General features: G+C 35.7%; 12 protein-coding genes. 5 read left to right on the top strand and 7 right to left on the bottom strand.

The genetic code is table 11. From position 1 onward, the window contains the following. Positions 1 to 55: 55 nt before the first annotated feature. Both rfaE1 and HXY53_02305 read left to right on the top strand, forming a co-directional pair. On the top strand, positions 56 to 1,018 hold the full coding sequence (rfaE1, locus tag HXY53_02310; protein ID NWF75398.1) for a D-glycero-beta-D-manno-heptose-7-phosphate kinase: 963 nt from the start codon (positions 56 to 58) through the stop codon (positions 1,016 to 1,018). A 205-nt stretch (positions 1,019 to 1,223) separates the two neighbouring features. Next, positions 1,224 to 2,225, top strand: coding sequence for a 7-cyano-7-deazaguanine synthase (locus HXY53_02305; protein ID NWF75397.1), 1,002 nt, complete (start codon positions 1,224 to 1,226; stop codon positions 2,223 to 2,225). A gap of 14 nt (positions 2,226 to 2,239) precedes the next feature. Here HXY53_02305 and hisF read toward each other — a convergent pair whose 3' ends face one another. Together hisF and hisA are read right to left on the bottom strand one after the other, a co-directional pair. Then, the gene (gene hisF / locus HXY53_02300; GenBank protein ID NWF75396.1) at positions 2,240 to 3,118 is read right to left on the bottom strand and encodes an imidazole glycerol phosphate synthase subunit HisF; all 879 of its coding nucleotides are present in this window, start codon (positions 3,116 to 3,118) and stop codon (positions 2,240 to 2,242) included. Further along, positions 3,108 to 3,839, bottom strand: coding sequence for a 1-(5-phosphoribosyl)-5-[(5-phosphoribosylamino)methylideneamino]imidazole-4-carboxamide isomerase (gene hisA / locus HXY53_02295; protein NWF75395.1), 732 nt, complete (start codon positions 3,837 to 3,839; stop codon positions 3,108 to 3,110). Before hisA ends, hisF begins: the two co-directional genes overlap by 11 nt. Before the next feature lie 49 nt (positions 3,840 to 3,888). Here hisA and HXY53_02290 point away from each other — a divergent pair, with 49 nt between their 5' ends. Genes HXY53_02290 through HXY53_02280 form a run of 3 tightly spaced genes read left to right on the top strand, consistent with a single transcriptional unit; the run spans position 3,889 to position 7,220 of the window. Then, the gene (locus tag HXY53_02290) at positions 3,889 to 4,671 is read left to right on the top strand and encodes a DUF3108 domain-containing protein (protein NWF75394.1); all 783 of its coding nucleotides are present in this window, start codon (positions 3,889 to 3,891) and stop codon (positions 4,669 to 4,671) included. 52 nt (positions 4,672 to 4,723) lie between these two features. Then, positions 4,724 to 6,433 (top strand): ABC transporter ATP-binding protein, encoded by a 1,710-nt coding sequence (locus tag HXY53_02285; GenBank protein ID NWF75393.1) that lies wholly within the window; start codon positions 4,724 to 4,726, stop codon positions 6,431 to 6,433. Positions 6,434 to 6,455: 22 nt separating this feature from the next. Next, positions 6,456 to 7,220, top strand: a complete 765-nt coding sequence (locus HXY53_02280; protein NWF75392.1) for a glycosyltransferase family 2 protein — start codon at positions 6,456 to 6,458, stop codon at positions 7,218 to 7,220. 21 nt (positions 7,221 to 7,241) lie between these two features. Here the strand turns inward: HXY53_02280 and HXY53_02275 are convergent, their stop codons facing one another. The 5 genes from HXY53_02275 to HXY53_02255 are packed head-to-tail and all read right to left on the bottom strand — an operon-like array spanning position 7,242 to position 12,568. Further along, positions 7,242 to 8,375: a glycosyltransferase family 4 protein gene (locus HXY53_02275; protein ID NWF75391.1), complete on the bottom strand. Its 1,134-nt coding sequence runs from the start codon at positions 8,373 to 8,375 to the stop codon at positions 7,242 to 7,244. Between the two features lie 16 nt (positions 8,376 to 8,391). Continuing rightward, on the bottom strand, positions 8,392 to 9,603 hold the full coding sequence (locus tag HXY53_02270; GenBank protein ID NWF75390.1) for an O-antigen ligase family protein: 1,212 nt from the start codon (positions 9,601 to 9,603) through the stop codon (positions 8,392 to 8,394). Beyond that, positions 9,600 to 10,598 (bottom strand): sulfotransferase, encoded by a 999-nt coding sequence (locus HXY53_02265; GenBank protein NWF75389.1) that lies wholly within the window; start codon positions 10,596 to 10,598, stop codon positions 9,600 to 9,602. Before HXY53_02265 ends, HXY53_02270 begins: the two co-directional genes overlap by 4 nt. A gap of 14 nt (positions 10,599 to 10,612) precedes the next feature. Further along, positions 10,613 to 11,428: a sulfotransferase domain-containing protein gene (locus HXY53_02260; protein ID NWF75388.1), complete on the bottom strand. Its 816-nt coding sequence runs from the start codon at positions 11,426 to 11,428 to the stop codon at positions 10,613 to 10,615. Between the two features lie 6 nt (positions 11,429 to 11,434). Then, entirely contained in the window at positions 11,435 to 12,568 is a 1,134-nt protein-coding gene (locus tag HXY53_02255; protein ID NWF75387.1) for a glycosyltransferase, read from the bottom strand. Positions 12,569 to 12,570 lie beyond the last annotated feature (2 nt).

Here is a 12,570-nt window from a genome sequence, read left to right as displayed (position 1 = left end):
TCTATGTTAAATAAAATAATGCATGCATTATTAGGGTTAAGGAAGTGGATTTTTCATGAAGTACACCAAAATATTCAGCGAGATTAAGACAAAAAAGATACTCGTTATTGGAGATCTGATTCTCGATCGCTATATCTGGGGAAAGGTGAATAGAATTTCCCCGGAAGCGCCTGTTCCTGTTGTTGAGGTCAGCCATGAGAATTTTCTTTTAGGAGGTGCTACAAATGTTGCACATAACATTGTTTCTCTCGGAGCAATAGCCACTTTAATAGGCGTTATTGGAAAAGATAGGGCAGGTGAAGTAATGATGGAGATGCTCGCTGAAAAAGGAATAATCAACAGAGGAGTGCTATTTGCAAATAGACCCACTACTGTTAAGACTCGTGTAATAGCCCATAATCAACAGGTTGTCAGATTTGACAGAGAAGATAAAAATAAAGTTGAAGGAAAGACGCTGAAAGGTTTATTGGAATCAATTCGCCGTGAAATATATGAACATGATGCGGTAATCATATCTGATTATAAAAAAGGGGTAGTATCAACTGAACTGGTTAAAGAAATTCTAAAATATGCAAAGCCTAAAAAGATTTTTGTGGCTGTTGATCCAAAGGTGGGTCATTTCCACTGTTATAGAAATGTTTCATTAATAACACCAAATGTCTCTGAAGCTTCTCATGCTTCAGGAATAGAAATAAAAGATGAAAAAACACTTACAAAAGCAGGGAGAATATTATTGAAAAAGATCTCTTGCAATGCTGTCTTGATCACACGCGGGGAACAGGGCATGAGTCTTTTTGAAAAAGATAATATTGTTCATATCCCTACTGTTGCGCGAAATGTGTATGATGTAACTGGTGCAGGGGATACTGTTATTGCTGCTTTTACTCTGTCGCTTGTTTCAGGAGCCAGAATAGAAGATGCAGCTATTATTGCAAATCATGCAGCAGGTATAGTTGTAGGTGAGGTTGGCACAGCAGTTGCAACAATTGAGCAATTAAGTAAGTCGTTACGCATGTAGCCAAGTTTCAAACACCAATAATCAAAATTTAATAAGCATTATAAACCCAGATCCAGCGATGAGACGACAAGAAGACTTGTCCACTATGTCATTGCGAGCACCTGAAAGGTGCGTGGCAATCTTACTATAAGAGGTGAGATTGCTTCGTTTAACTCGCAATGACGGCCTCTTATCCCTGTATTATGGTTATTAAAATTAAATTAATATGTCTAAAGCAATAGCATTGTTTTCAGGCGGACTTGATAGCACACTCGCAATTCTTGCGGTTCTCAAGCAAGAAGTTGAGGTGGTAGCTGTGCAATTCATCACGGGGTTCGAACATGATAATCATTCGAATATCTTCAGAAAAAAAGAATTCTCCTCTCTTGCTGAGCAGTTTGGTTTTACCCTGAAATTGGATTATCTTGGAAACAGATTTATAGATATCATTATGAATCCTAAGCATGGTTATGGGAAAAATATGAATCCATGTATTGATTGCAGAATTCTTATGCTCAGGCAGGCAAAAGATTTAATGAGTGAAATGGGTGCTACTTTTATCGTGACAGGTGAAGTTTTAGGGCAACGACCAATGAGTCAGAGAAAAGAGATACTCTATCATATTGACAAAAAGGCTGGGCTTTCAGGATATGTTTTAAGACCGCTTAGTGCAAAGCTCCTCAATATTACATTTCCTGAAGAGCAGGGATTAATTAACAGGGAAAAACTTTATGACTTCAGAGGCAGGCCGAGAAAACCTCAGATCGCCCTTGCTGAAGAATTAGGACTAAAGTATTATCCTGCACCCGCAGGCGGTTGTCTTCTGACAGATCCAATCTTTTCATATAAAATTGTTGATCTACTGAAGTATAATCCTTCGCCAACCATCAGGGATTTTGAACTTCTAAAAGTTGGCAGACACTTCAGGATATCATCCTCTGCAAAAATTATCGTGGGAAGAAATAAGATTGAAAACGAGATCATTGAGTCACTTATGATCGAAGGGGACAGTTTGTTAAAAGCAGAAGGCTTTGGTAGCCCATCAACTTTGTTAACAGGAGAAATTAATGATAATAACCTCAAAATCTCTGCTTCACTCTGTGCACGTTACTCTGACGCAAAGAATATGCCTGAAGTTGCGGTAAGTATTTTCAAAAACGGGATCAAATATGAAATGATTGTAAAGCCGGCAGATAGAGATACTCTTGAAAATTATAGGATAAAATAAAAAATTTTTTCTATTTACAGCCTTACAGGCACTCCCTTAGATTTCAAATACTCTTTTGCATCCACGATGCTATATTCCCTGTAATGGAATATTGATGCTGCAAGGACTGCATCAGCCTTACCTTCTGAAAGAGCTTCATAGAGATGTTCAAGTGTGCCGGCTCCACCAGAAGCTATAACAGGAATCGTTACTGCCTCCGAGATAGTCCGTGTAAGCTCAATATCATAGCCATCCTTTGTTCCATCCTTATCCATGCTGGTAAGCATAATCTCACCTGCTCCAAGTTCTTCAACTTTTTTTGCCCATTTCACTGCATCAATAAGCTTCATCTGCCTACCACCATGTGTTGAGATAGCCCATACTAAATTGTTCTCAACAGCTCTTAATCCCTCTGTGTCGCTTGCTGAGGGAGGAATTATATTCAGACAGACTTCTTTTAAAGATGGGTCATCAAACCACGGTTCGACCGTTGCACTGGACATATCAATGTTAACCCGTTTTGCATCAATTGCTATCACTATACACTGACTACCAAATTTCTCAGCAGCCCTGCTTATAAAATATGGATCTTTAACAGCAGTTGTATTGATTGAGACCTTATCACATCCAGCATTAAGTAAATCCCTTATATCATCAATGGTTTTAATCCCTCCACCGACAGTAAGAGGCATGAATACATCTTCTGCAGTCTTCATAACAACGTTTAAAATTATATTTCTTTTTTCGTGAGATGCTGTAATATCAAGAAAAATAAGCTCATCTGCACCCTGTTCATCATAAAACTTTGCATTCAAAACAGGGTCGCCAGCGTCACGTAGATTTACGAAACTTACTCCCTTTACCACCCTGCCATCTTTTACATCAAGGCATGGTATGATACGTTTAGCTAACATCGTACCTCTCTGTTAATTGAATTGCTTCTTTGAGGCTCAGAGTGTTTGAATAAAGTGCTTTGCCTGTTATAACACCCCAGAGATTCTTTATCTCAAGTAATTTTTTTATGTCCTCTATTGATGCTACACCACCAGATGCGATTACTGGAATTGCGATGCTTTTAACCATTTCTCGTGTAGCTTCAATGTTTGGTCCTGTAAGCATTCCATCTCTGTTAATATCTGTATATATAATACCAGTTACTCCAAGAAGCTCAAGCCTTCTTGCTAAATCTTTTGCACGAATTGATGTAACTTCTTCCCATCCTTTGATAGCGACCATTCCATCTTTTGCATCAATTCCGACAAGTATTCTTCCCGGATATTTGCGGCAGCATTCTGTAAGAAACTCTGTATCTTCTATTGCTGCAGTACCAAGAATTATCCTTTCAATCCCTACTGAGAATAGATTAATGACGTCCCCAATTCTCCTGATACCACCACCAACCTGTATCGGGATTCTAACTGAACGTCTTATTGCTATAATAGCATCTAAGTTTTTCTGGCTTCCTGTAAATGCTCCATCAAGGTCTACAATATGGAGGAGTTTCGCTCCATAAGATTCCCATTTCAATGCTGTCTTTGAAGGATTATCAGAATATATTGTAACTTTGTCTTTTTTGCCCTGTAAAAGTCTTACACATTTTCCGTTTTTTAAATCAATGGCTGGAATTACTATCATAAAGTAATATAACATATGATAAAGACTAAAACTTGGAAAGGTTAAAAAAATGAAACTAAAAAAATATAAAATATTTTTATATACTTGCATTCTTATTCTTTTCTGTGGATTCGCTATAATTTCAACGCTATTTATTTTACTTGAATCTACTACTCACGGAGCTTCTTTCAGAGTCCCTGAAAGGTTTGTCTATGATTTAACATGGGCAGGGATAAAAGCAGGCACTGCAACACTTGAAATTGTACCTTACGAAAACAGGTTGAAAATTATATCTACTGCACAATCTGCCAATTGGGTATCCGTATTTTATACTGTAGATGACAGGATAGAAAGCATTCTTACGGGACATGCCTCTTCTGCCACAATAACACACCCTGAAAAATATAGAGTCAAACTACGTGAAGGAAGGCACAGGAGAGACAAAGAGGTTATTTTTGACCACTCAAACAGCAAAGCACTATATATAGATTATCTTAAGAATGAAAAGAAGGAGTTCACTCTACCTTCGTCTGTTTTTGACCCTATATCAAGTTTTTTTTATCTAAGAACACGCCAACTTGTTGTTGGTGAATCCACTTTTATCTCGATGTTCGACAGTAAGAAGGTATGGAATGTAGAGGTTCAGGCTTTACGTAAAGAAAAGGTCTCTATCCCTCTGGGAACCTTTAATACAATTGTGATTAAACCATTAATGAAATCGGAAGGAATATTTTATAGTAAAGGTGAAATATTCATCTGGCTTACTGATGATGAGAAACATATTCCTGTTAAGTTGCAATCAAAAGTAGCAGTAGGACATATTACAGCTACCCTCGTTTCAGGTTATTATTGAAAATCCAGTACGCTTTTTTCTCCCTTAACAATCGTTTATACTATGAAAAGCTATGCATACCATAAAAAAGATAATTGATATTACGAAACCCTACTGGCCAAGAATATTTGCAGGAATTATTCTGAGCATCCTGGTATCTGCTATAACAGGTGCAATAGCATGGGCTGTAAAACCTGCTCTTGATGAAATACTGGTTGCAAAAAAATATCAGTATTTAATATTCATGCCTGTTGGAATTTTTCTGCTATTTACAATAAGGGGCATTTTAAGTTTTGGACAGAATTATCTGATGAGGTCAGCAGGGATGAAACTTGTTAGAGAAACAAGGAATAAACTCTACAATCATGTTCTTTATCTGCCAATTGGTTATTTTAATAGAGAATCTTCTGGGGTTATTATCTCAAGAATTATTAATGATGTAGATGCATTGAGCCGATTGATTGCAGATGTTATAAAAACCTTTATTGTCGAGGTGCCAACAGTTATTTTTCTTGTTGGTGTCGCACTCTATCGAAGATGGGATCTTGCTTTGTTGAGTCTGATGCTTTTACCTTTTATAGCATACAGCACAAGAAAATTAGGGAAAGGAGTTAAGAGAAAAAGAAAAGAGGCACAGAAAAAGCTTTCTGTTTTAACTCATCGAATAGGCGAGAGTATCTTTGGAAACAGGATAATTAAAATTTTCAATCGTGAAAAGTTTACAGATGAAAAATTCAGGAACGAAAATCAGAAATATTACAGAGAGCACCTCAGAGTAATACGGCTGAAGGAGTTTACCAAACTCATTATTGATGTCATGACAGGACTCGCAGTTGCAATTGTTTTATGGTATGGCGGGTCTCTTGTGATGAAAGATATTATATCTGCGGGGAGTTTTGCATCAATCCTCGTTGCTATATATATGATGTTTCCACCTGTAAAAAGGATAGGCGAAGCATATGGTATTTTGCAGGAGACAAGGGCATCGATAGAAAGAATAGATACCCTTATGAATGTAAAACAGGAAGAGACAGGTCATATAAAAATAGAAGCGTTTCAGAAATCGATCACATTTGAACATGTTTCCTTTACATTTCCAGGCAATACTATTCCGGTTTTGCAGGACGTAAACCTAAAGATTAAATCAGGGGAAGTCATCGCTATTGTTGGACGCAGTGGGGTTGGTAAAACAACACTCGTTGACCTGATTCCTAAATTTTATCTTCCTTCACATGGCAAACTGACAATAGATGACATAGATGTATGCGATATAGAAACACATTCTCTCCGAGAACTAATAGGAATAGTCAGTCAGGATGTCATTCTCTTCAATGATACTGTTAGAGAAAATATTGCATTCGGGAAAAAAGATGTCTCGGATAAAGATATCTTTGAAGCAGCCAGAATGGCATATGCAGATGAATTCATACAGGAATTGCCAGAAAAATATAATACTTTTATCGGAGATAGAGGTGTAAGACTTTCAGGTGGGCAGAGGCAGCGAATAGCAATAGCAAGAGCAATACTTAAAAATCCTCCGATACTCATACTTGATGAAGCAACTTCTTCTCTGGATTCAGTATCAGAGGCATTAGTCCAGAAGGCACTCGATCAACTGATGAAAGGAAGAACAACAATCGTTGTAGCGCATAGATTGTCAACCATTAAGAATGCAGACCGGATTCTTATTATAGAAAACGGAGAGATAACCGATACCGGAAAACATGAAGAACTCATTATAAAAAACCAGGCATACCGTGAACTCTATAATGCTTTTTTATAATATTCAAACCTGAGGAAATAGAATGCTGCCGATTTCTGTTGCAATAATTACAAAAAATGAAGAGAAAAATATTAGAGCAGCACTTGAGAGTATAAGAAATGGGACTGAAATTATAATTGTTGATGCATTCAGTAAAGACAGGACCGTCGAGATATGCAGAGAATATACGAATAAGATATACCAGCAAGAATGGCAGGGGTATGCAAAGCAGAAACAAATGGCAATTGAATTTGCTGAAAGACAGTGGGTTTTTATTCTTGATTCTGACGAGCGATTTACCACTGCCCTATGGGATGAGATTCAGGGAATTATAAAAAATGGAAACACTTATAGTGGATTTTATGTGCCAAGAAAAAATATTTTTCTTGGGAAATGGATAAAACATGGAGGTTGGTGGCCTGATTATACCCTCAGACTTTTTCTAAAGGAAAAAGCAACAATACAAGAGCGAAAAGTTCATGAAAAAGTCATTGTTGAGGGAAAGATTGGATATTTAAGAAATCATATAGAACATTATTCATACAGAACGATTTCAGATTATCTCAAAAAGATGGATATATATTCAACCCTTTCTGCTGAAGAGCTTCAGAAGAAAAACATTAAACCTTGTTTATTTAACCTGATTACACATCCTGTAGCAACTTTTTTAAAAATGTTTTTTCTAAAATTCGGATTCCTCGATGGCAAACAAGGATTAATACTCGCCATTTTATACAGCCAGTATACTTTTCTTAAATATCTTAGGCTCTGGGAAATGTCACATCAAAATAATACCCAAATACAGTAATACAGACTCTGCGCGAAATTTTTATTTCTCTTCAGCAAGATTTTCATATAATTTTAAAATTTTATTCATGAATCTTTCATAAGAGTATTCCTCAGCCTGTTTCCTTGCATTAAAACCTATGGATTCCCGCTGTTCAGGATTTTTTATAAGAAATATTATTCTTTCTGCGATAGCTATGAAATCCTCAGGAGAAGGAATGACAAAACCATGAACATTGTTTTCAATTATCTCAGCAGCACCGCTTTGATTTGTTGTAATAACAGGTAGTCCTGATGCAAGTGCCTCAAGGTGCACATTCCCAAAAGGCTCATAGATAGTCGGGAAAACAAATATATCAGCAGCAGCATAATATTTGTGAATATCTTTTTGAGGACCACAAAAAATAATATTTTGTTTTTTCTCTTTTAAATTATATATTTTTTCAGATCCTCTACCCGCTATAAGAACAGTAACTCGTTCTGGAATAATCTCAACAGCTTTTAAAAGAAACCTGAGTCCTTTTCTCTCAAAACCTGAACCAACAAATAATATCACAAAGTCACTTTCCGATATACCATGCTTCTCTCTGATTTCTTGACGAAAAAAATCTCTATTTTGGGGGTGAAACCTTATAAGATCAACACCATTATAAATTACCTCTATGTCACTTTCAGGGATATGGTAATGAGTAAGGATATTCTTTTTCACGAGTTCTGATATTGCTATAATCTTTTTATACCTTCGGCCTTGAAAGATTATTCTTTCCAATATCAGAATAAGCCAGTGATATGGATTAAGAATAATCGAGAACTTCCCTGTTATACCTGTCCTCTTCCAGCGTTGTTTTAACCATTCGATATGACAGCCATCACCTGCACGATAGATATCTTGATAAAGAGTTTTGTCATGGCTTTGAATAATATCAATCTCTTTTCTCTTGAGTTTTAAAGAGAAAAAGGAAGATATAGCAAATGTGAAATCTCTAAAAAAAGAATTAAATGTTAATGCAGGTATTTTATGAATAAAGACATTATTCAATCTTTCTGATATTTCCCACTTGAGCGTAAAAATATGTATTTCGTGTCCCTGTTCAGATAGTTCTCTTATCATAAAATCTGAAAAGCTCTCTGACCCTCCATGAAAAATATACTTTTTTCTTACTATTGCAATTTTCATAATATGAGATAGAAGCTTACTTTTTCACATTCTGTGTTGCGATACCGATTCCTATGATAAGGGCAAGGTATCTGAATTTTAACACCTCTAATAATGCGTGTATAACATAAGTCCCTACCAAAATACTGACACAGGAAATAAGGATATAACTATTCAGACCTTCATTACTGATTCCATTACCCCAGAACGTTTTAATCGCAAGAACAAGCATAGTAAGATATAAAATAAATCCAACAATTCCCTGGTGAAAAAGCGTGCCCAAGAAGGCATTGTGGGGGTCTCTCACATCAGGGTCATTTTTATATGGAGATACTTTGTAGGGTGTCTGTTCGAAAGGTTTATCCGTTCTGAAGATTTCGATTCCATATCCCCATCCGAAAATAGGACGATCTTTTACTGCTTCTAAAAGTGGTGCCCATGCGTTCAATCTCTTATTTATGGTAAATACATCATACTTTGTTTGCTGAATACGCTTCTGCACATCAGGAATATAAAAATAGGAAATGATACCCAAAACTATAAAAGAAAGTGCTATACCTGCTAAGAAAGGCTTTAATCGAAAAAGCTTTTTATGTAAACTATATAATAACCAGATTAAAATTGTGATTATAAAAGCTGCAGCGCCTCCTCTTGATGCACTCATGATAATTGCAAAGATTGTTGCAAATATCATGATGATTATAAATATCTTTGTGGCTGTCTTTCTTGCAATCAGAAGAAGCACAAAGGAAAAAGGCAGGAGCGTGTTTAAATCTCTTGCAAATCTGTTATGCAGGGCATACTTAAGGGATGTTTTTGCCATCATACATGGCAGGTCATATTTCAAGTAGCTATAAAAACCAACTGAAACAATCAGGATTAATGTAAAAAATGAAATAAATAAAAATCTCTTTAATCTTTTTTCGTCAGAGAGCACTGTTGAGATGACAGGGAAAAATAAAAGCGATTTCAAAAAGTCATCATCAAGTTCTGTTAATGAATAATTTCTATCGATCGAAACAAAGATCGAAATAAGAATACTTATCATGTAGCCCCAGAATAACAGGGCAACAGGACTGTATAGATTGCTTAAATTTTTTCTGTATTTGATTGTTATAAGCCATAGAAAGAAGTTTAAAAATAGAAGAACATTCCTGACACCTTCTCCTTTACTCAAAAATAAAAAAATAAATAAAAGATATGCTCCTATCTCTATTATGTTTTCTATAATTTCATATCTTCTGTTCACAAATATATTTTTTGCCTCCCCAGACCTTTTTTTATTCTTATCCAGTGAGCAAATTTATTGATAATATTCTTTCTATAAATTTCATATAGAACTGATTGTATTTTTTCGAAATATGTCATCTTTTGTGCATTATCTCCATATTTCAAAGAATACCCAAGTGTTTTCAGTATCTCACCGCTTATACTCTCAAAAATTTCTATCTGGCGGGGTTTTAATGTTCTTTCCCAAGCATTGACACGTCTTATATCCGGTTCTTTACCAATCAGGGCATGTTGCTGTGATGAGTAAATTGGAACCCTGAAATCCGTTCCTTTAATCATTGCAGGTTGAAAGTCAATATTAAGAAAAGAACAGATGTATTTCAGAATTTTTTCAGTATCATGAATAAAATCTTCATATCTCACACGAATAACTTTTTCTTGCCATTTACTCTCTGCTTCAAGACCAAGAAGTATTTTTTTCTTCCAGAATTTTGCAGCATTATCAATTGTATTTGGGCCCCAATCCAGAGGAATCATTGATGCAGCAACCGCTCTTCCATCCCTTACGAGATGTATAAGTCTTGCATCAGGAAAGAGTTCAAAAATTATCTTTGAATGTCTGATATTTGCAGGTGTGTGGTCAACCCAGATTCTTGGATTCCTCTTCCCAGCCTTTTCCGCATATCTCTTTACAATCCATAAAAGCAGTTCGGAATATGTCGAAATATTTTCAGATTGGAATGATTTCTGATCAATATCAAAACCCCAGAACCTGAAACGACGGAGTTTTGTTATTCTGTTCAATACATCCATAAAATCAGGATTTCTGGATTGCTTAACAAAATGGTACATATCAACCTTGAACTGTGACTCAGGAGTACATATGCACTCAGTATGAGTCCCGAGTATGGCACCCATAAGTGTTGTCCCGCTACGCCCGCATCCACCGATAAATACAGGCATCATCGTATGGTCTTCTTTTTTATTTTTTAAAAAAGTATTTTTATTATCCACATCTGTTAGAAATCTTATGATTTATTATCTTTATCTTTATACATGTAATAATCATCAAGTCTATTAAGAGCATTATCAAGATATTTAAGATCAGCTTCCTGGAAATATTGCTTATATCCTCCAACTTCTCCTTTTCTTACCTTGAAAGAATCAGGGTCGGATACATCAACTGGACGAAGGATCGAAACCCCAAATTCTCCCTGAGCTTCCATTCTTTTCATATTCGTAAAGTCTCCAAAAGTAACAGCTTCTTCTATCTTCTGTATGTCAATATTTTTTATACCGATGAATTCCATCAGCCGGATCAATTCAGATAATGGATTCCGTTTGAAATCCTCATAATGCGTTAACAAGCAAGCTGGATGATTTTTCAATCTCCTGTGCCATAAGTTCATTACAAAGATAATATTATTAATGCCAAACTTTCTATGTTTTATAAATTCATTCATTGAACATTGCACCCTTTTTCTCGCCCTTTTTGTCTTATGATAGTAAAGTGAAACAACCACATCCCTGGGATCACGTGCATGCAATATAATTCTTTTTTTTGACAGGATCTTATCCGGTATTATGTATTTTCCAGCAGCTCTCTGCAACCACGTTGCCTCACTGAAATGCATCCATGCTTCGTGACTATAACTTATAGATGGAATATCACTGTTCAGCATACTAAAATCATTTAATCCAAAAGGTAAATTATAATGTAAAGAGAGGTATTTATTGATCATTACCCTCAGCCATGTCCTTCCACTTTTCCCTATAGAGAGAAATATGATATCTGCATTTTTGTATTCCTTCAATTCATCCGTTATGTTCCAGTTCACAATCATTTTAAATTAGCTATTGTTCAATACATTTTTGCTTTTGAGAATATTTTCAAATAAGGATGTATACTGTTGTATCGTATTTTCAATCGTAAATGATGAGAATGCTTTTTCTTTTGCAGCATTGCCAGATGCTTCTGAACGAGTCTTGTTTTTTAGTAAGAGTTCCAGAGCATCAGCAATGGCGTCACTATTCTCAGGAGGTATAAGTACCCCTAATTCTTCAGAATTAATTATCTCTTTTATTGGTGAGATATCAGTAACGATTACAGGTTTTCCTGACGCCATTGCTTCAATTAATGCATTGCTCAAACCCTCCCACAATGAAGGCAGCACAAAAATATCTATTGATGAAAGAAAATTCGGGATATCCCTTCGTAAGCCTAAAAAAATAACTTTGTCATCAATATTAAGTGTTTGCACGTATTTCTTAAGTTCATTTTTCAACGGACCATCTCCAACAATTAAAAGTTTTATTTCGGGAAATTTGAATTTTAATTTTTTGATAGCATCAAGTAGAAATTTATGGCCTTTCTGTGGTGTGAGCCTTCCAACAGTACCTATTAAAGGTATATTTTTAGGAATTCTGAGTTCATCCCTGATATTGCCATGTATATTTATAAAACTTCTCATTTCAATTCCATTGTAAATTACACATAACTTGTCATGAGAGATACGATCATATATGAGGATATCATGCATAACTGCCTTTGAAACAGCCACTATCCTGTCAGTATAGCGTGCCAGAAAATGATTTATAATTCTTCTATGTATTTTTTTATCAATAGTATATACATTGTGTACTGAGGCTACTATACAGGGAACCTTCGCCAGAAGCCCTGCAATCCTTCCATATAAATTTGCGTGATACTGATGTGTGCGAATTATTTTTATGGAATTCTGTTTTATTAATTTATAGATATCCCTTATGATAGTCCAGTCGAATGTGTGTTTTAGCTTGTTAAGACAGATGAGTTTGACTCCATAAGATTCGATTTCAGCACCAAGATCACCCTTGTCTGAAAGACAACAGACGATTGGGAAATAAATATTTTTATTATAATTTTTCAGGACCATCAGAAGCTGATTTTCAACTCCCCCGATAGTCAGTTTAGGAATAACATGAAGAATCTTTAGCGGTTCCATAA

This window comes from Nitrospirota bacterium, from assembly GCA_013388455.1.
Classification (GTDB): domain Bacteria; phylum Nitrospirota; class Thermodesulfovibrionia; order Thermodesulfovibrionales; family SM23-35; genus JACAFF01.
Note: the sequence above shows the minus strand (reverse complement) of the source record. Positions and strands in the feature narration are given on the sequence as shown.

Bases quoted from the DNA above. Each gene is read 5' to 3' on its own strand.
- rfaE1 (NWF75398.1), top strand. From the start codon at position 56: ATGAAGTACACCAAAATATTCAGCGAGATTAAGACAAAAAAGATACTC.
- HXY53_02305 (NWF75397.1), top strand. From the start codon at position 1,224: ATGTCTAAAGCAATAGCATTGTTTTCAGGCGGACTTGATAGCACACTC.
- hisF (NWF75396.1), bottom strand. From the start codon at position 3,118: ATGTTAGCTAAACGTATCATACCATGCCTTGATGTAAAAGATGGCAGG.
- hisA (NWF75395.1), bottom strand. From the start codon at position 3,839: ATGATAGTAATTCCAGCCATTGATTTAAAAAACGGAAAATGTGTAAGA.
- HXY53_02290 (NWF75394.1), top strand. From the start codon at position 3,889: ATGAAACTAAAAAAATATAAAATATTTTTATATACTTGCATTCTTATT.
- HXY53_02285 (NWF75393.1), top strand. From the start codon at position 4,724: ATGCATACCATAAAAAAGATAATTGATATTACGAAACCCTACTGGCCA.
- HXY53_02280 (NWF75392.1), top strand. From the start codon at position 6,456: ATGCTGCCGATTTCTGTTGCAATAATTACAAAAAATGAAGAGAAAAAT.
- HXY53_02275 (NWF75391.1), bottom strand. From the start codon at position 8,375: ATGAAAATTGCAATAGTAAGAAAAAAGTATATTTTTCATGGAGGGTCA.
- HXY53_02260 (NWF75388.1), bottom strand. From the start codon at position 11,428: ATGATTGTGAACTGGAACATAACGGATGAATTGAAGGAATACAAAAAT.
- HXY53_02255 (NWF75387.1), bottom strand. From the start codon at position 12,568: ATGGAACCGCTAAAGATTCTTCATGTTATTCCTAAACTGACTATCGGG.